Annotated in this window: 16 protein-coding genes and 1 pseudogene; 9 read left to right on the forward strand and 8 right to left on the reverse strand. The window is 72.8% G+C overall.

The window, feature by feature from the left end; translation table 11 throughout:
- Window positions 1–66: 66 nt before the first annotated feature.
- Window positions 67–702 (forward strand): HU family DNA-binding protein, encoded by a 636-nt coding sequence (locus tag ACWD5Q_RS19540; RefSeq protein WP_451428260.1) that lies wholly within the window; start codon window positions 67–69, stop codon window positions 700–702.
- Between the two features lie 75 nt (window positions 703–777).
- Here ACWD5Q_RS19540 and ACWD5Q_RS19545 read toward each other — a convergent pair whose 3' ends face one another.
- A complete protein-coding gene (locus ACWD5Q_RS19545; protein ID WP_366905149.1) occupies window positions 778–981 on the reverse strand; it encodes a hypothetical protein in 204 nt (67 codons plus the stop codon).
- Between the two features lie 166 nt (window positions 982–1,147).
- Entirely contained in the window at window positions 1,148–1,795 is a 648-nt protein-coding gene (gene cofC, locus ACWD5Q_RS19550) for a 2-phospho-L-lactate guanylyltransferase (protein ID WP_451428261.1), read from the reverse strand.
- A gap of 236 nt (window positions 1,796–2,031) precedes the next feature.
- Here cofC and ACWD5Q_RS19555 point away from each other — a divergent pair, with 236 nt between their 5' ends.
- From ACWD5Q_RS19555 to ACWD5Q_RS19565, 3 genes are read left to right on the forward strand one after another with little or no spacing between them, the layout of a single operon-like run.
- Entirely contained in the window at window positions 2,032–2,802 is a 771-nt protein-coding gene (locus ACWD5Q_RS19555) for a lysophospholipid acyltransferase family protein (RefSeq protein ID WP_451428262.1), read from the forward strand.
- The gene (locus tag ACWD5Q_RS19560; RefSeq protein WP_451428263.1) at window positions 2,799–3,809 is read left to right on the forward strand and encodes an NAD(P)H-dependent glycerol-3-phosphate dehydrogenase; all 1,011 of its coding nucleotides are present in this window, start codon (window positions 2,799–2,801) and stop codon (window positions 3,807–3,809) included. Before ACWD5Q_RS19555 ends, ACWD5Q_RS19560 begins: the two co-directional genes overlap by 4 nt.
- 59 nt (window positions 3,810–3,868) lie before the next feature.
- Window positions 3,869–5,026 (forward strand): D-alanine--D-alanine ligase family protein, encoded by a 1,158-nt coding sequence (locus ACWD5Q_RS19565; protein ID WP_451428264.1) that lies wholly within the window; start codon window positions 3,869–3,871, stop codon window positions 5,024–5,026.
- Window positions 5,027–5,042: 16 nt separating this feature from the next.
- Here the strand turns inward: ACWD5Q_RS19565 and ACWD5Q_RS19570 are convergent, their stop codons facing one another.
- On the reverse strand, window positions 5,043–5,525 hold the full coding sequence (locus tag ACWD5Q_RS19570) for a DUF3515 domain-containing protein (protein ID WP_451428265.1): 483 nt from the start codon (window positions 5,523–5,525) through the stop codon (window positions 5,043–5,045).
- A 20-nt stretch (window positions 5,526–5,545) separates the two neighbouring features.
- Window positions 5,546–5,779 (reverse strand): Lrp/AsnC family transcriptional regulator, encoded by a 234-nt coding sequence (locus tag ACWD5Q_RS19575; RefSeq protein ID WP_451428266.1) that lies wholly within the window; start codon window positions 5,777–5,779, stop codon window positions 5,546–5,548.
- Window positions 5,780–5,986: 207 nt separating this feature from the next.
- On the opposite strand from ACWD5Q_RS19575, the gene ACWD5Q_RS19580 reads away from it, so the two are divergent.
- Window positions 5,987–6,952 carry a thiamine-phosphate kinase gene (locus ACWD5Q_RS19580; protein ID WP_451428267.1) on the forward strand — a complete coding sequence of 322 codons (966 nt, stop codon included), beginning with the start codon at window positions 5,987–5,989 and terminating at the stop codon, window positions 6,950–6,952.
- Between the two features lie 40 nt (window positions 6,953–6,992).
- Here ACWD5Q_RS19580 and ACWD5Q_RS19585 read toward each other — a convergent pair.
- A pseudogene (locus ACWD5Q_RS19585) lies at window positions 6,993–7,295 on the reverse strand (FAD-dependent oxidoreductase); the annotation flags it as partial.
- A 135-nt stretch (window positions 7,296–7,430) separates the two neighbouring features.
- Window positions 7,431–7,616 carry a 50S ribosomal protein L28 gene (gene rpmB, locus ACWD5Q_RS19590; protein WP_003993230.1) on the reverse strand — a complete coding sequence of 62 codons (186 nt, stop codon included), beginning with the start codon at window positions 7,614–7,616 and terminating at the stop codon, window positions 7,431–7,433.
- 312 nt (window positions 7,617–7,928) lie between these two features.
- Here rpmB and ACWD5Q_RS19595 point away from each other — a divergent pair, with 312 nt between their 5' ends.
- Complete coding sequence (locus ACWD5Q_RS19595) at window positions 7,929–9,746, forward strand: DAK2 domain-containing protein (protein ID WP_451428268.1); 1,818 nt, start codon at window positions 7,929–7,931, stop codon at window positions 9,744–9,746.
- Window positions 9,747–9,903: 157 nt separating this feature from the next.
- Here ACWD5Q_RS19595 and ACWD5Q_RS19600 read toward each other — a convergent pair whose 3' ends face one another.
- Together ACWD5Q_RS19600 and ACWD5Q_RS19605 are read right to left on the reverse strand one after the other, a co-directional pair.
- On the reverse strand, window positions 9,904–12,834 hold the full coding sequence (locus tag ACWD5Q_RS19600) for a tetratricopeptide repeat protein (RefSeq protein ID WP_451428269.1): 2,931 nt from the start codon (window positions 12,832–12,834) through the stop codon (window positions 9,904–9,906).
- Entirely contained in the window at window positions 12,792–14,639 is a 1,848-nt protein-coding gene (locus tag ACWD5Q_RS19605) for an HSP90 family protein (RefSeq protein ID WP_451428270.1), read from the reverse strand. The genes ACWD5Q_RS19600 and ACWD5Q_RS19605 overlap by 43 nt, the downstream gene beginning before the upstream one ends.
- 168 nt (window positions 14,640–14,807) lie before the next feature.
- On the opposite strand from ACWD5Q_RS19605, the gene recG reads away from it, so the two are divergent.
- The 3 genes from recG to coaD all read left to right on the forward strand — a co-directional run bounded on the left by recG (window position 14,808) and on the right by coaD (window position 18,268).
- Window positions 14,808–17,021 carry an ATP-dependent DNA helicase RecG gene (gene recG / locus ACWD5Q_RS19610; RefSeq protein WP_451428271.1) on the forward strand — a complete coding sequence of 738 codons (2,214 nt, stop codon included), beginning with the start codon at window positions 14,808–14,810 and terminating at the stop codon, window positions 17,019–17,021.
- Between the two features lie 153 nt (window positions 17,022–17,174).
- Window positions 17,175–17,762, forward strand: coding sequence for a 16S rRNA (guanine(966)-N(2))-methyltransferase RsmD (rsmD, locus tag ACWD5Q_RS19615; RefSeq protein WP_451428272.1), 588 nt, complete (start codon window positions 17,175–17,177; stop codon window positions 17,760–17,762).
- 26 nt (window positions 17,763–17,788) lie between these two features.
- Window positions 17,789–18,268: a pantetheine-phosphate adenylyltransferase gene (coaD, locus tag ACWD5Q_RS19620; RefSeq protein WP_451428314.1), complete on the forward strand. Its 480-nt coding sequence runs from the start codon at window positions 17,789–17,791 to the stop codon at window positions 18,266–18,268.
- Window positions 18,269–18,294: the final 26 nt, after the last annotated feature.

The raw sequence follows: 18,294 nt of genomic DNA on the forward strand, positions 1-18,294 counted from the left end.
ATATCTGCCTAACGTGCGAAAAAGCTTGAACACTTTCGTTCTGGCGATGTCTCCGAAGGGGAAGACGTGAACAAGGCGCAGCTCGTAGAAGCGATTGCCGACAAGATGGGCGGTCGCCAGCAGGCCGCCGATGCTGTCGACGCGGTCCTGGACGCCATCGTCCGCGCGGTCGTCGGAGGCGACCGGGTCTCGGTCACCGGTTTCGGTTCGTTCGAGAAGGTGGAGCGTCCTGCCCGGTACGCCCGCAACCCTCAGACGGGCGAGCGGGTTCGGGTCAAGAAGACCTCCGTTCCGCGCTTCCGCGCAGGTCAGGGCTTCAAGGACCTGGTCAGCGGCACCAAGAAGCTGCCGCGCGGTGGTGAGGTCGCCGTGAAGAAGGCGCCCAAGGGCAGCCTCACCGGCGGTGCCGCCGCCACGGTCAAGAAGGCCGTGGCGAAGAAGGTCACCGCCAAGAAGGCGGCCCCCGCGAAGAAGGTCACCGCGAAGAAGGCGGCCCCCGCGAAGAAGGTCACGGCGGCGGCGAAGAAGACCGCTGCGAAGAAGACGGCCGCCAAGAAGACCACCGCGGCCGCGAAGAAGACCGCGGCGAAGAAGACCACCGCGAAGAAGGCGGCGGCCAAGAAGGCCCCGGCGAAGAAGGCCCCGGCCAAGAAGTCCACGGCCCGGAAGACCACCGCAAAGAAGACCACCGCCCGCAGGTAACGGGGCGCACAGGCACTCACGCGCCGGGCCGGGCTCCCCTGGGAGCCCGGCCCGCGGTGTGTTTCGGGGGTGTGCTCAGAAGGTGTGCAGGGTCACCAGCGTGATCCGCCGGGCCGCGCCCTCACCCTCCGTCTCGATCCGCACCCGCTGCCCCGGGCGCAGCAGCCTGAGCCCGCCCGCGTCGAACGCGGGCGCGTCGAAGGGGACGGGCGTGCCGTCGTCGAGCAGCACCTGGCCGGTGCGGGTCTCGGGGTCGTAGGTGTACGCGGTCGCCTGCATGACCGCAGCCTAGCGACCGTGCCGCACCTCTTCACCGGGTGGCGGTCCGGCGTGCGCAGGGGAGAAGGCGGCAGGGGGGATGTAGCGGAGAGCCGCAGGGGGAAAGCGGCAGGGGCGGACGAAGCGGCGAGCCGGCCGGACCGTGCCCGTCGGCCCCGGCTCCGCGTCAGCCCGCCGGCTGCCCCGGGATCAGCAGCCGGGCGGCCGCCGCCGCCGTGCGCGGGCCCACGCCCAGGGCCAGCGCCGCGCGCAGGTCGTCCCCGGTGTCCACGTCCTGTCGTACGGAGTCCACCGCGTCGAGGGCGATTTCCACCGCGCCCGAGGCGCGGTGCCGTGCCCGTGAATCCGTACCGAAAGCGGGCAGCAATTCCCGGCCCGGACCCGCGGCCAGCAGTGTCGTGCCGATTCCGGTGGCGTCGGGCAGAAAAGCGCGCGGGAATTCGGCGGCCGCGTCCAGGACCCGGGCCAATTCCACCGGGCGCAGGGACGGGAGATCGGCGTTCAGCGCCGCCACGGCGGCGCCGGGCCGGGCCCCGCGTACGGCCGCCGCCCCATGGACGAGCGCGGCGTTCAGACCGTCCGCCGGCTCGTCCGCGACGATCCGGGCCCCCAGGGCCGCCAGCTCGCGCGCGGCGAGCGGGTCGCCCGTGACGACCGCCACATCACGCACCGCGGCGCAGGAGAGCGCCGCGGCCACCGTGTCCTGTGCGAAGGCGAGGGCGAGCCCCGGACGCAGACCGTCCGCCGCGGTGTCCGAGAGTCTGCTCTTGGCCCGCGCCAAGGCTTTCAGAGGTACGACCACAGTCCACTGCACGAGCGCTCCGTCCCTTACCTGGCGCGTCCATTGTCACCCGGATCCCGCCGCGGCACCGACGCCCCGACCGGCGGCCGGCGCGGGGGAAAGGTGTGCGAAGCCCCATGCAACGGCCGCCGCGGGAGACGGGCGGGCGTACGGTGTTCTCGACAGACGGGCGGCCTGGGGCGACACTTGTGCGGCCCACAGCCCCGAGCCCGGGCCTGACGTCCGGGCCCCTAGAGGAAGGTGTCCGCGTGCCCCGCCGCAGAATCGGCTTCTGGTACCGCTTCGCAGCGGTCCTCTGCAAACCGCCGCTGGTGGTTCTGCTCAAGCGGGACTGGCGCGGAATGGAGAACATTCCGGCCGAAGGCGGATTTATCACCGCGGTGAACCACAATTCACATGTGGACCCGTTCGCCTACGCGCACTACCAGTACAACACCGGGCGCGTTCCTCGTTTCCTCGCCAAGAGCGGTCTTTTCAAGAAGGGAATCGTCGGTGCCGCGATGCGCGGTACCGGGCAGATCCCCGTCTACCGCGAGACCACGGACGCCCTCAGCGCCTTCCGGGCCGCGATCGACGCGGTGGAGCGCGGCGAGTGCGTCGCCTTCTACCCGGAGGCCACCCTCACCCGGGACCCCGGCCTGTGGCCGATGACCGGCAAGACCGGTGCCGCCCGCGTCGCGCTGCAGACCAAGTGCCCGGTGATCCCCGTCGCCCAGTGGGGAGCCAACGAGTTGCTGCCGCCCTACGCCAAGAAGCCGAACCTCTTTCCGCGCAAGACCCACCATGTGCTCGCGGGTCCGCCCGTGGACCTCACGCGCTTCTACGACAAGGAGATGTCCCCCGACGTCCTGAAGGAGGCGACGGAGGTCATCATGGCGGCCATCACCCGGCAGCTGGAGGAGATCCGCGGCGAGAAGGCGCCCGAGAAGCGCTACGACCCGCGCGAGGTCCGCATCCAGCAGCGCCGCCGCACCGCCGCGCAGGAGAAGGCACGCGAGAAGGAGGGGCAGGGCAAGTGAGCAAGCCGGTCAAGGCGGCCGTGTTCGGGACGGGATCGTGGGGGACGGCCTTCGGCATGGTGCTCGCCGACGCCGGGTGCGAGGTCACCCTGTGGGCTCGCCGCGCCGAACTCGTCGAGGCCGTCAACTCCACCCGGACGAACCCGGACTACCTGCCGGGCGTCGAACTGCCCGAGAACCTCAAGGCCACCACGGACCCGGCCGAGGCCGCGCGGGAGGCCGACTTCACGATACTCGCGATCCCCTCGCAGACCCTGCGCGGGAACCTCGCCGAGTGGACGCCGCTGCTCGCGCCCCACACGATCCTCGTCTCCCTGATGAAGGGCGTCGAACTCGGCTCCGCCATGCGGATGAGCGAGGTCGTCGAGGACGTCGCCAAGGTCGGCCCGGAACGCGTCGCCGTCGTCACCGGACCCAACCTGGCCCGGGAGATCGCCGCCCGGATGCCGGCCGCCGCCGTGGTCGCCTGCACCGACGAGGTGGTCGCCCAGCGCCTCCAGAGCGTCTGCCACACGCCGTACTTCCGGCCGTACACCAACACCGACGTGGTCGGCTGCGAACTCGGCGGGGCGGTCAAGAACGTCATCGGCCTCGCGGTCGGCATCGCGGACGGCATGGGCCTCGGCGACAACGCCAAGGGCTCGCTCATCACGCGCGGGCTCGCCGAGACCACCCGGCTCGGGCTCGCCATGGGCGCCGACCCGCTGACCTTCTCCGGGCTCGCGGGCCTCGGCGACCTGGTGGCGACCTGCTCCTCACCGCTGTCGCGCAACCACACCTTCGGCACCAACCTCGGCAAGGGCATGACGCTTCAGGAGACCATCGCGGTCACCCGGCAGACCGCCGAGGGCGTCAAGTCCTGTGAGTCCGTGCTGGATCTGGCCCGCAGGCACGGCGTCGACATGCCCATCACGGAAACGGTGGTCGGCATCGTCCACGAGGGAAAGCCGCCGGTCGTCGCCCTCAAGGAGCTGATGTCGCGCAGCGCGAAGCCCGAACGACGCTGAGCGACCCAGGCCGACGGACGCTGTCTCAGGGCCCTACCACCGGGTACGCTCATCGCGATATGAGCACCGAGAACCTCCCCCAGAGCCCTGGGCAGCCCCCTCGCAAGCCGCGCGTCGCCATCGTCCACGGCGGCCGCAGCTCCGAACACGGCATCTCCGTGGTCACGGCCGGTGCTGTGCTGCGCGCCATCGACCGGACGAAGTACGACGTCCTGCCGATCGGCATCACGCGGGACGGCCGTTGGGCGCTCACCGCCGACGAACCCGAGCGGATGGCGATCACCGAGCGCCGCACGCCCAGCGTCGAGGAACTCGCCGAGTCGCACGAGGGCGGCGTCGTCCTGCCCGTCGACCCCACGAACCGCGAAGTCGTCTACAGCGAGCCCGGTTCGGTCCCCAAGGCGCTGGGCGAGGTCGATGTGGTCTTCCCGGTGCTGCACGGCCCCTACGGCGAGGACGGCACCCTTCAGGGCCTGCTGGAGCTGTCCGGCGTGCCCTATGTGGGCTCGGGCGTGCTCGCCTCCGCCGTCGGCCAGGACAAGGAGTACATGAAGCGCGTGTTCACCTCGTTCGGGCTTCAGGTCGGCCCGTACGTGGTGATCCGTCCGCGCGAGTGGGAGCGCGACCAGGCCGCCGCCCGCAAGAAGATCGTGGACTTCGCCGGCGAGCACGGCTGGCCGCTGTTCGTGAAGCCCGCGCGCGCGGGTTCGTCGATCGGCATCACCAAGGTCGACGATTTCGCGGGGCTGGACGAGGCGATCGCCGAGGCCCAGCGGCACGACCCCAAGATCATCGTGGAGGCCGCGATCCGCGGGCGCGAGATCGAATGCGGTGTCCTGGAGTTCGAGGACGGCCCCCGCGCCTCGGTGCCGGCCGAGATCCCGCCGCCGGACACGCACGCGTACTACGACTTCGACGCCAAGTACATCGACTCGACCCCCGGCATCGTGCCCGCGCCGCTGACCGACGAGCAGACCGCCGAGGTCCAGCGGCTCGCCGTGCAGGCGTTCGACGCCGCGTCCTGCGAGGGCCTGGTCCGCGCGGACTTCTTCCTCGCCGAGGACGGGAAGTTCGTGATCAACGAGATCAACACCATGCCCGGTTTCACGCCGATCTCCATGTACCCGCAGATGTGGCAGGCGAGCGGCATCAGCTACCCCGAGCTGGTGGACCGTCTCATCCAGGCGGCGCTGAACCGCTCCACGGGCCTGCGGTAGCCCGCGCCGGGACCTCTCAGTCGGCGATCCCCTCGGGGATCGCCTTCTTGACGGCGGGCGCCAGGCTGACGAGCGGTGCCACCCCGCCGCCCGTGCGTGCCTGGGGCAGGCTCACCTCGACATACGCCCGGCGCAGCGTGGTGGTGAAGCGGAACGAGCCGTCGTCCCGCTTCTGCAGCAGCCAGCCGACACCGTTGACGTCCATGCCGTCGGCCTCCGGGTCGTCCATCTCCGCGGGCCTCGCCACGCCGCAGCGCAGTATGATCGCCGGGCTTCCCCAGCCCGCCGTCAGCGCGGACTGGGGTTCGGGATCGTTCCGCTCGAGGCCGTTCACCTTCTGCGGCAGCACCTTGTCCAGGTTCCGGCACAGCTGGGTGACCTTCGCATCCGGGTCGGGAACCGCCGCCGAGGGGCTGTCATCGCTTGAGGAACAGCCCGCAGCGGCGATCAGCAGGGCGAGGGCGGACAGTCCGAGGCGCCGGTGACGGAAGAAGCTCACCGGCCAAGGGTAGACGGGGGCTACAGGTGCACCACCGGGCAGGTCAGGGTGCGGGTGATGCCGTCCACTTGCTGGACCTTCGCGACCACCATGCGGCCCAGCTCATCGACGGTGTCGGCCTGGGCGCGCACGATGACGTCATAGGGACCCGTCACGTCCTCGGCCTGGACGACCCCAGGGATCTTGCCGATCGTCTCGGCGACGGTCGACGCCTTGCCGACCTCCGTCTGGATCAGGATGTACGCCTGTACCACGGAACCTCCAAGGCGGCCACGAGGATCATGTGGGGGAGAAGGGACGCCACGGTATCGCGTCGCCGCTCGCCGCGGGGAGACCCGCGGAGGCTGTGGCGTGCGTGACGGGTACCACCCGCGACACAAGTTGACAGTCGACTCGACCGTACCGGCGACGATGACGGCTCGCGACCGGGCGCGGCAGGCGAGAGAAGGGGATGTACGACGATGAAGGGCACCGTGGGCGAGCTGGGCGAGTTCGGGCTCATCAGGGAGCTCACCGCGCGGCTCACCACCACCCCGGCGGTCCGGGTCGGCCCCGGCGACGACGCCGCGGTGGTGGCCGCTCCCGACCGCCGGGTGGTGGCGAGCACCGACATCCTCCTGGAGGGCCGGCACTTCCGCCGCGACTGGTCGACGGCGTACGACGTCGGGCGCAAGGCGGCCGCGCAGAACCTCGCCGACATCGCCGCGATGGGCGCCGTGCCGACCGCGCTGCTGCTCGGTCTCGTCGTCCCCGCCGAACTGCCCGTCACCTGGCCCACGGAGCTGATGGACGGCCTGCGCGACGAGTGCCAGGTCGCGGGCGCGGCCGTGGTGGGCGGCGATGTCGTACGCGGCGACACCATCATGATCTCGATCACCGCGCTCGGTGATCTGCGCAACCACGAGCCGGTCACCCGGGCCGGCGCCCAGCCCGGCGATGTGGTCGCCGTCACCGGCTGGCTCGGCTGGTCCGCGGCCGGGCACGCGGTCCTCTCCCGCGGTTTCCGCTCGCCGCGCGCGTTCGTCGAGGCGCACCGGCGCCCCGAACCGCCGTACCACGCGGGACCGGCCGCCGCCGCGCTCGGCGCCACCGCGATGTGCGACGTGAGCGACGGCCTCATCGCCGACCTCGGGCACATCGCGGTGGCCAGCAAGGTGCGGATCGACATCCGCTCCGGCGCCATCGACATCCCCTCCCAGATGAACGACATCGGGCAGGCCGTCGGCGTCGACCCCCTCCAGTGGGTGCTCACGGGCGGCGAGGACCACGCGATCGTGGCGACCTTCCCGCCGGACGTGAAGCTGCCCGCGCGCTGGAAGGTGATCGGCGAGGTGCTCAACCCCTCCGCGCTGCCCCAGGTGACGGTCGACGGAGCACCGTGGACCAGCAAGGGCGGCTGGGACCACTTCGGGGACGTCGAGGCGTAGCCGTCCGGCGGGCGTGGCCGCCCGCTCCACGCGGACGGCCTCAGGCGGGATACGCCGGGAGGTCGATGTCCGTCGCCGCCTTCTTCGTCAGCCGCTTGAAGAACCCGGCGAGAAGACGCGAGGCCAGCAGCCGGTACATCCGGTCCCGGCTGCGGATCCGCCGCTCGGTCGCGGGGGCGAAGAACGGACCCGCGTTGCCGGAGATCTTCTGGCAGCCCTTGGCGAAGTCCCGGATCCGCGCCTCGTACGCGGCCAGGGCGGTGCGGTGGTCGCCGTGGGCGAGGGCGAGTTAGCCCGCCAGGACATACGCGGCGACGATCGCCACTCCGGTGCCCGTACCGCCCGTAGCCGAGGATGGCGAAGCGCATGCGGGGGAGTCTGACAGGCCGTGTCCGGGCGGACACAGCAGAAAGCCGGCCCACGTCAGTGGACCGGCTTTCTGCAGCGAACCAGCGGTGGCCGCGCGCTTAACAGGACGTCAGCGCGAGACCTTGCCGGCCTTGATGCACGAGGTGCAAGCGTTCACGCGCTTCGGCGTCCCGCCCACCACGGTACGCACACGCTGGATGTTCGGGTTCCAGCGACGGGACGTACGGCGGTGCGAGTGCGAGATGTTGTTGCCGAAGCCCGGGCCCTTGCCGCAGACGTCGCAGTTGGCAGCCACGGGTCACTCCAAAGACTTCAGATGTTCTTACGGTGGATCCCGGCATGCCGGGATCGAGATCGTAGGATCTGAGTGGCTCTGCCAGGGGAAAGCCCGACCTGGATCGGGCAACCGGAGCAGCATACAACGGCTGCTTCCGTTCAACGAAACTACCACGGCCCTCCCGCCCCCCGCTCGGGCCCCGACCGGCTCCGGGTCCGGGATCCGGCCGCGCCGGGACCTCGGCGCCGGGCGTCCGTCCGGCCCTCTTCCGGGCCGTACCCGCTCTGGGTCTACGCTGCGTCCCACGTCCAGCAGCTCAAGGAGGCGCAGGTGGCGCAGGTGCCGCAGCCATTGGATGCCCTCGCGGTGCGCACCTGGTGCTCTCTCGCGCTCCAGGCGCTGGGACGGGCGCGCGAGGAGATCGACGCGATCAACGTCTATCCAGTGGCCGACGGGGACACCGGCACGAACCTCTATCTCACCGTGGAGTCGGCCGCCGCGGCCGTCGAGGCGGTCTTCGCCGGATACGAGGCGGGCGGCACCCAGCGGCCGACGCTCGCCGACGCCGTGCGGGCCATGGCACACGGCGCGCTCATCGGGGCCCGCGGCAACTCGGGGACGATCCTCGCGCAACTGCTGCGCGGCATGGCCCAGGTGCTCGCCGCCGACGGTGAGAGCGCTCACACCGACGCCCAGGGGCTGCGGCTCGCGCTCCGGCGGGCGGCCGACTCCGCCCGGGAGGCCGTCGCCCACCCCGTGGAGGGCACCGTGCTGACCGTCGCCTCGGCCGCCGCGGACGCGGCCACGGGCGCGGAGGAGAACTGCGCCGGCGTCGCCCGGGCCGCGTACGAGGGAGCCCGGACCGCCCTCGCGGCGACTCCCGGCCAGCTCGCCGTCCTGGAGCGCGCCGGGGTGGTCGACGCGGGTGGCCGGGGCCTGGTGGCGGTGCTTGCGGCACTGGTGGAGACGTTCACGGGGGAGACCCCCCACGTTCCCGACGGGCCGGGGCGCGACGCCCACGCGCGCGGGGACGCGGGCGCGGCCCACCCGCGTGTGCCTGGCGGCGACGCCCACGCGCGCGTGCACGGCGGCGACGTCCACCCGCGTGTACCTGCTGGCGATGAGGCTCTCGCGCGCGTGCACGGCGACGACGCCCTCGCGCGCGTGCACGCCGATTCCCCGGGCGTCGCCGACGAGTGCGCAGGCGCCCCGGCGGACGACGGCGGCCCCGCCTACGAGGTGATCTACCTCCTGGAGGCCGACGACCCGGCCGTGGCGCGGCTGCGGCAGCGGCTCGACGCGCTCGGCGACTCCCTGGTCGTGGTCGGCGGGGACGGGCTGTGGAACGTCCATGTGCACGTCGACGACGCGGGCGCCGCCGTCGAGGCGGGTGTCGAGGCCGGGCGGCCGTACCGGATCCGGATCACGCACTTCGCCGCCGGGGATGTGCACACCACGCGGGCCGGACGCCCGCCGCGCGAGCGGGTCCAGCGCGCGGTGGTGGCGGTCGTGCCGGGAGAGGGTCTGGCCGGGCTGTACCAGGAGGCCGGGGCGACCACCGTGCTCGCCCGGCCCGGGGAACCGCCGGCGAGCGGGGAGCTGGTGCAGGCGGTACGACGGGCGCACGCGCGCGAGGTGGTGCTGCTGCCCAACGACGCGGAGCTGCGCCACACCGCGGCCGCGGCGGCCGAGCAGGCCCGTACGGAGGGCGTCCGCGTGGCGCTGATCCCGACCCGGTCCGCGGTGCAGGGGATGGCGGCACTGGCCGTCCACGAGCCGGAACGACGCTTCGACGAGGACGTCGTGGCGATGACGTCGGCGGCGGGGGCGACCCGGTACGCGGAGGTCGCGGTCGCCGAACGGCAGTCCTGGACGATGGCGGGCATCTGCCAGGCCGGGGACGTCCTCGGCCTGATCGACGGCGATGTCGCGGTCATCGGCTCGGACGTGACGGCGATCGCCGGGACGGTCCTGGACCGCATGCTCGCGGCGGGCGGCGAACTGGTCACCCTGGTCCTGGGCGACGAGGCCCCGGAGTCGGTCGCGGCCCATCTGGAGGCCCGGGTACGCGAGTCGTACCTGGCCGTCGACACGGTGGTCTACCGGGGCGGCCGACAGGGGCCGCTGCTGCTCATCGGCGTGGAATGACACCGTCCGGGGTCACGGCAGTGCGGCCACCCGCCGTGACACCGTCCGGGTTCGCGGCAGCACGTCCACCCGCGCGGCGCCCCCGGCAGCGGCAGGCGATGCGAGCCGGGTGTCCGCCCGCGACGACGGGCACCCGGCACGGGCGTCACCGCTCCCGCTACGCCTCGACGAACTCCAGCAGCCGTTCCGCCTCTGCCCGCCGAGCCCGGGCCGGTTCGCCGCCGCCGTCCGCCGCCTCGTGCCCCTCGTACGCCGACAGCACCGCACGCGCGCGTGCCGCCGCCGCGTCCGGACGCCGCAGGTCCGCCTCCATCCGGCCCGCGGCCAGCTCGGCGCCGGTACGGGCGTCGAGGGCGCCCGGGCCGAGGTCCGCGAAGACCGCGACGGCCTCCGTGAAGTGCCCGAGCGCCTCCTCGAAGGCCGCCCGCAGCGTCTCCTCGTCCGCGTCCTCACCGGCCGAACCGGCGATCAGCTCGCCGAACTGGCGGTGGGTGTGCCCGAGTTCGGCGGCCAGCCCGGCCCGTGTCTCCTCGTCCTCGGGCGAGCCCGACGCACACACCCGGGCCGCCTGGGCCATCAGCTCCCGCGCCGCGTCCAGATCCGCCTGCTCGCGTGCGGCGAGCCAGGCGCGGGCCCGCAGGGCGCGCACCAGGCCATGGGTGTTGCCGAGGTCGCTCCACAGGTCTGCGGCGCGGGCGTAGGCCCGGTCCGCCTCCGCCGGCAGCTCCGCGTTCCCCAGCGCCTCCGCGGCCAGGTGCGCCAGCATGGCGTGGTCCCGCTGTTCCGGCCAGTGCCGGGCGATCTCCGCGGCCTGCAACCACCGTTCGGCGGCGGCGCGGTGCTCGCCCAGCTCCGTGTGGCAGTCGCCGAGCCACCACTGTGTCTGCACGAGCGCGCCGTCGCCGTGTGTCTCGGCGGTCAGATCGGGCAGTGCCGACTCCAGCACCTCGGCCGCCTCCGCGAACCGGCCCTGCCGCAGCAGCAGACCGCCCAGCCGGTGTCGCGCCCATGCGCCGAGCGTCGGGCCCTCGCCCGCCTCGTCGGCCCAGTACGCGGCCTGAAGGGCGTGCTCGGCGGCCTCCGCGAACCGCTCCGACGCCTCCAGCGCCTCCGCCAGCCCGAGGTGCAGCTGCGCCTGCCCGACCGGCTCCAGCTGCCCCTGGCCGTGCTCCAGCGCCGCCCGGGCCGCCCGCTCGGCGCCCTCCGCGTCCCCGAGCCGGCGCGCGAGGTGGGCCAGCCGCGCCTCGTGCTCCACCGCGAACCACGGCAGGCCCGCCGCCACATACTCCTCGGCCGCCCGCGCCAGCAGCTCCGCGGCCGCCTCCGCGTCCCCGGCGCGCCCCGCCAGCTCGGCGAGCATCGCCCTGGCCTCCGCGGTCCGGGACGCGAGACGCACCTCGGCCGTGTGCGGCCCGGCGAACGCCAGCAGCTCCCGTACGGACTCCTCGGCGGCCCCGGCGGAGCCCTCGTCCTCCTCCAGCCGGTGCATCAGGATGCGGGCGCGCCCCACCAGGACGGACGCCGTCTGCCGGGGCCCCGTCCCGCCCTCCTGGAAGAGGGCGAGGGCCTCCTCGCGCAGCCCGGTGATCTCCTCCAGCGCCCGGTCGGCCTCGCCCGTCAGGGCGCGTACGAACGCGGCGCGCGCGCGTGCCGCCAGCGCCTCACCCGGGTCGCCCGCCGCCGCGTACAGCGCGGCCGCGCGCTCGAAGGACTCGACGCCCTCCGGGCCCCGGCTGATCGCCTCGTGGTCGACCAGCTCCGCCTGGTCCAGGGGCTCCAGCACCTGGCCCCCGGCCGCGCGCGCCACCGCGGCCCACGCGTCCACGGCGTCCGGGTGCAGGGCCGCCGACAGCCGTCGCGCCTCGGCGAGCAGCGCCGGAAGGTCCCGCTCCGGGGCCGGCGCGGGGGACACCGGCGCGGGCGCGGGCGCCGGCCGGACCGTCCGCACGCCGAGCGGCAGCCGGTCCACCAGCGGACGGCGGTCCATCCGCTCCCGGGTGCGCTCACCGACGCAGGCCGTGCCGTTGCGCGCGTCGAAGCGGGCGGCGAGCGACAGCGCCTCCTCGCGCGCGTGGGCGGCGAGTTCGCGGGCGGTCCACTGACGGCCCGCCGGGCCCGGCACCACCTGGTCGCCGAGCCCCAGCGCGACCAGCCGGTCCGTCAGCAGCGCCACCACGGCCAGGAAGTCCAGCTTGCTGCGCGGCTCCCCGGAGTCCGTGAAGTACTGCGGGCGCTCGGCCAGGAGTTCCAGGCCGCGGGCCTCGTTGCCGGTCAGGGCGCAGAACTCCACGTGGTCCGCGTACGCGCCGCGCATGCTCTCCATGCCCCGCACGAGCCGGAACCCGCGCAGATGGTGCGCCCGCGCCTCGTCCGCACGGCCCAGCCGCAGCAGCGGCAGCAGCGAGGAGGCCAGCACGGCGTGCGGCTCGTGCGCGCACACGTACTCACCATCCAGCACCGGCCGCCAGAGCTCCAGCGCCTGCTCGTCCTCGCCCTTGCGTGTCTGCCACCATCCCTGGTCGTGCAGCTCGCAGGCATGGCAGTCGGCCATCGTGTCGCGGTCGGCCGCCAGCCACGCGGCGTACGCCCGTTCGGCGCGCGCCAGGTCCCCGATGTGTGCGGCGACGCTGAACTCCGCGCTGCGCACGGCGCGTTCGGAGTGCCCGGCCAGCCGGTAGCGGTGCTCCATCTCGCCGAGCCACTTCTCCATGGCGGCGAGCGGGATGTGCGGCTGGCCCAGCATGCCCGCCGACATCCACTTGAAGACCCAGTGCAGCGAGTGGGTCTCGTACTCGTCGAAGTCCTCGGGGTGCTCGTCCCACATGCGCAGCAGACGCGCGAAGGGGACGAACATCCGGTCCTTCTCGGAGCTGTAGTTGTAGACCTTCAGCTGGTGCCCGAGCGCCTCGATCACGGCCAGCGGGATGTTCAGCTTCTCCGCGTCCACGAGCAGCTGCTCCGCGCGCGCGTTGCGCGCCGGGCCCTCCGGCTCGTCGTAGTTGTCCGCCATCGCCCGGCGCAGCGCATCGAAGTCGGTGACCTGGCTCAACGGGGGCCTTCCTTGGGAGAGTCGGTGTGGGTGGCCCATTCGAGCAGGCCGATGAACGCGCGGTTGAGCAGCGCGGAGTCCGCCGGCCGCAGCGGGCGCTGAGCCATCAGCAGGGCCTGCCCGTAGAGGGACTCGGTGGCGGTGCCGATCAGCTCCGCCTCGCCCAGGGAGCCGATCCTGCGGATCAGCGGGTTGAGGTGGTTGAGGACCAGACGCGCGCGGGGCGCGCTGCCCCGTAGCGAACCGAGGATCCCCGCCCACAGGTCGTCGGCCTGCTCCTCGGCCTCGGCGCGCGCCTGCTCGTGGCGGGCCGCCCGGTCGTCCAGGTGCAGGGCGGGCACGGACAGGGGATGGAACGCGCGCAGGACGACATCGCAGCCGAGCGGGTCGAGCGTGGCGCGCGCGGCCGCCAGGAAGCCCGACAGCGCCAGCTCCTCGGCCGGGTCGACCGCGTCCAGGTGGGCGGTCACGGTGTCAGCGTCCAGCTCCGCGACCACCGTCCCCGGACGCACCGACGGCAGCGCCTGGACCAACTCGCTGTCATAGGTGTAGCCGCCGTTGACCACCCCGACGCCCTGCGCGGAGGCGATCGGCGCGACCTGGCGGTACTCCTCCACCGTCCGGGTGAAGTGCACGACGGGGTGCCGCTGGGCGAACTCCTCCAGGGACAGCCGTCCGTCCGTGGTCTCGAAGGGGAGCCACGGCAGCATCGTGCGCAGCATCTCCCGGTCGTGCCGCGCGAGCGACTTGACGCCCAGGTGGTGCACGGCCAGGAAGGCGGCGAGCCGCTCGGGGTCACCGGCCGCGAGTCCCGTCAGCCAGGACCGTATGCGCTCCCCGAGGGCCTCGCGCACGGCCGCCAGGGTCTCGTCCTCGTACAGCGACTCGCGCGAGGCCGTGGGCCGCAGACTGTCCGTGTCGAGCACGCAGCGCACGAAGAACGCCCAGTCGGGCAGCAGCTGTTCGGCCCGCTCCGTCAGCAGCATGCCCTTCAGGTGCACCCGGTGACTCGCCCGCTGGGCGGGGCTGACCGCGCTCGGCAGCACATAGGCCACCCCCCGGACCCCGGCGACCGGCACGTCCAGGTCGATCGAGTCCAGCGGGGTGAAACCGAACAGGCCGTGGCAGTGGCGCGCCAGGGCCGCCCTCCGGGCGGCGGGGGAGGGGTACGCGCGGTCCCAGGGCGCCGGCAGATCCGTGATGGGCTCGTCGTCGACCCGCACGTCGTAGGGCAGCAGCGACCCGAAGTCCCGCGCCAGGGACCGCACTCGGTCCGCCGAGAGCCACTCCGCGGCCCCGGGACGCGCCACCAGGTGCACTGTGGTGCCGGGTTCGGGCCGGGCGTCCGGCGGCAGCGTGCGGACGACGTACGACCCGTCGTCGGCGGCCGTCCACTCGACGGGGAGCGCGTCCGGCCGGTGGGCGCTGCGGCTGACGACCCGGATGCGCTCGGCGACGACGAAGCAGGCCAGCAATCCGATGCCGAACTGTCCGAGGAAGCCGGAACGGGCCTCCTGCAGGCCCTCGGCGCGCTTGGAGCTGCGCCCGATGGTGGCGAGCAGGCTGTGCACATCGGACTCGGTGAGCCCGATACCCGTGTCCTCGACGCGGAGGCCGCCCGCGTCCGCGTACAGCCGGACCCGGGCCGGCGCGTCCGGTTGCCCGGCGCGGCGGGCGGTGATCGCGTCCACGGCGTTCTGCAGCAGCTCGCGCAGATAGACCTTGGGACTGGAGTAGAGGTGATGGGAGAGCAGGTCCACCAGACCGCGCAGGTCGACCTGGAACGTATGAGGCGGCTGGGGTGACTGAGGTGCCTGGGATGCCTGTGAGGTCTGGGAGTCCATCGTCACAGCGCCGTGAGTGGGGTCGGTCGACGGCGCGGGGTCGGGCGGTCCCGGTGGGGCGGTGACCGCGGGGCGAGCCGGGAGAATGGGCCATCGTAGGCTCCGACCCACCTTCCTGACCAGCGGTTTTGCCATACCTATACGGCGTTGTCAGTGGTGTGGTGTGCAATGGATCTCGTGCCCGCACCGCAAGAACCGCTGAAGAAGGCGCTCGGCCCCGCCACCGCGAAGGTGATGGCCGAGCACCTCGGCCTGCACACCGTCTCGGACCTCCTCCACCACTACCCGCGCAGATACGAGGAGCGCGGTCAGCTCACCCACCTCGCCGACCTGCCCATGGACGAGCACGTCACGGTGGTCGCCCAGGTCGCCGACGCCCGTCTGCACGCCTTCGCCTCGGCCAAGGCGCCCCGCGGCAAGGGCCAGCGCCTGGAGGTCACGATCACCGACGGCAGCGGCCGCCTCCAACTCGTCTTCTTCGGCAACGGCGTGCACAAGCCCCACAAGGAACTCCTGCCGGGCACACGCGCGCTGTTCGCGGGCAAGGTCTCCGTCTTCAACCGCAAGCTTCAACTGGCCCACCCCGCCTACGAGCTGCTGCGCGGCGACGACGTGGCCGAGACGGTCGACAGCTGGGCGGGCGCCCTCATCCCGATCTACCCGGCCACGGCCAAGCTGGAGTCCTGGAAGATCGCCAAGTCGGTGCAGACGGTCCTGCCGAGCGCCCAGGAGGCCATTGATCCCCTGCCGGAGTCCCTGCGCGCGGGCCGGGGTCTCGTCTCCCTCCCCGAGGCACTCCTGAAGGTCCACCGCCCGCACACCAAGGCGGACATCGCCGAGGCCCGTGCCCGGCTCAAGTGGGACGAGGCGTTCGTCCTCCAGGTCGCCCTGGCCCGCCGCCGCCACGCGGACGCCCAGCTTCCGGCGGTGCCCCGCGTTCCCGCCCCGGACGGCCTGCTCGCGGCCTTCGACGAGAAGCTCCCCTTCACCCTCACCGACGGCCAGCGGAAGGTCTCCCAGGAGATCTTCGGCGATCTGGCCACCGAGCACCCGATGCACCGCCTGCTCCAGGGCGAGGTCGGCAGCGGCAAGACCCTGGTCGCCCTGCGCGCCATGCTCGCCGTCGTGGACGCGGGCGGCCAGGCCGCCCTGCTCGCGCCCACCGAGGTGCTCGCCCAGCAGCACCACCGCTCGATCGTCGAGATGATGGGGGAGCTGGCCGAGGCGGGGATGCTGGGCGGAGCCGAGCAGGGCACCAAGGTGGTGCTGCTCACCGGCTCCATGGGCGCGGCGGGGCGACGGCAGGCGCTGCTCGATCTCGTCACCGGGGAGGCCGGGATCGTGATCGGCACGCATGCGCTGATCGAGGACAAGGTGCGGTTCCACGACCTGGGCCTGGTCGTGGTCGACGAGCAGCACCGGTTCGGGGTGGAGCAGCGCGACGCGCTGCGCGGCAAGGGCACGCAGCCGCCGCACCTGCTGGTCATGACCGCCACGCCGATTCCCCGGACCGTCGCCATGACCGTCTTCGGCGACCTGGAGACCTCCGTCCTCGACCAGCTCCCGGCCGGGCGCTCGCCGATCGCCAGCCATGTGGTGCCGGCCGCCGACAAGCCGCACTTCCTGACGCGCGCCTGGGAGCGGGTGCGCGAGGAGGTGGCCAAGGGCCATCAGGCGTATGTCGTCTGCCCCCGCATCGGCGACGACGCCGACGAGCCCGGCGAGCCGAAGAAGGCCGGGAAGTCGCCCGAGGACGAGGCGGAGAAGCGGCCCCCGCTCGCCGTGCTCGACGTGGCCGACCACCTGGCCGAGGGGCCCCTGAAGGGCCTTGGGGTCGAGGTGCTGCACGGCCGGATGCACCCCGACGACAAGGACGCGGTGATGCGCCGGTTCGCCGCCGGGACGACCGATGTCCTGGTCGCGACGACGGTCATCGAGGTCGGGGTCAACGTGCCGAACGCCACCGCGATGGTGATCATGGACGCCGACCGCTTCGGGGTGTCGCAGCTCCATCAGCTGCGCGGCCGGGTGGGCCGGGGCGCGGCGCCCGGCCTGTGCCTCCTGGTGACCGAGATGCCGGAGGCGAGCGCGGCGCGGCAGCGCCTGAACGCGGTCGCCTCCACCCTGGACGGTTTCGAGCTCTCCCGCATCGACCTGGAACAGCGGCGGGAGGGCGACGTCCTCGGCCAGGCCCAGTCGGGCGCCCGCACCTCGCTGCGCATGCTCGCGGTCATCGAGGACGAGGAGATCATCGCCGAGGCCCGTCAGGAGGCCACCGCGGTGGTCGCCGCCGACCCGGAGCTCCAGCGACTGCCCGGTCTGCGCACGGCCTTGGAGGCGCTGCTGGACGAGGAGCGGGAGCAGTACCTCGACAAGGGGTGACACGGGGGTGACAAGAAGCCGCGCGAGGCGGCGAAGGGGGAAAGGGATGGCCGGGGGAGACCGAGCGCGGACGGCTGCCGGGCTGCGAGACTGGAGGGGCACACCCGCCCTGGGCACAGGGCTTTGGCCCGCAGACCGACAAGGACCGAAGAGATGACCCGCGTGATCGCCGGCCGGGCCGGCGGACGCCGCCTGGCCGTCCCGCCGGGCAACGGCACCCGCCCCACCTCCGACCGCGCGCGCGAGGGCCTCTTCTCCACCTGGCAGTCCCTCCTCGGCGGCCCGCTGCAGGGCGAGCACGTCCTCGACCTGTACGCCGGCTCGGGCGCCGTCGGCCTGGAGGCCCTCTCCCGCGGCGCGGGCCACACCCTCCTGGTGGAGGCCGACGCCCGCGCCGCCCGTATCGTCCGTGAGAACGTCAGGGCGCTCGGCCTGCCCGGCGCCGAGGTGCGGGCGGGCAAAGCGGAACAGATCATCCGCACCCCGGCCCCTGAACAGCCGTACGACCTCGTCTTCCTGGACCCGCCGTACGCGGTCTCCGACGACGATCTTCGCGAGATTCTCCTCACACTCCGCACGGGGGGCTGGCTCGCGGCCGACGCCCTCGTCACCGTGGAGCGCAGCACCAGAGGCGGAGAGTTCCGGTGGCCGGACGGCTTCGAGGCGATCCGGGCCCGTCGTTACGGGGAAGGGACGTTTTGGTACGGTCGCGCCGCCTCTACGTGCGAAGACGCACGATGACCGGACTGGAGAGCGAGGGATCACAAGTGCGCCGTGCCGTCTGTCCCGGGTCGTTCGACCCGATCACCAATGGACACCTCGACATCATCGCCCGTGCCTCCAAGCTGTACGACGAGGTGTACGTCGCGGTGATGATCAACCAGTCCAAGAAGGGCCTGTTCGAGATCGACGAGCGGATCGATCTCATCCGCGAGGTCACCGCCGAGTTCGGCAACGTCGTGGTGGAGTCCTTCCACGGCCTCCTCGTCGACTTCTGCAAGCAGCGCGACATCCCCGCCATCGTCAAGGGCCTGCGGGCCGTCAGCGACTTCGACTACGAGCTGCAGATGGCCCAGATGAACAACGGCCTCACCGGCGTGGAGACCCTCTTCGTCCCCACCAATCCCACCTACAGCTTCCTGTCCTCCTCGCTCGTCAAGGAGGTCGCGGCCTGGGGCGGGGACGTCTCCCACCTGGTGCCGCCGGCCGTCCTCGACGCCCTGGGCAGGCGCCTGGGCAAGGACTGAACGAACCCGCCGCGCACCCGCCGATC

The organism is Streptomyces sp. NPDC002513, from assembly GCF_053595355.1.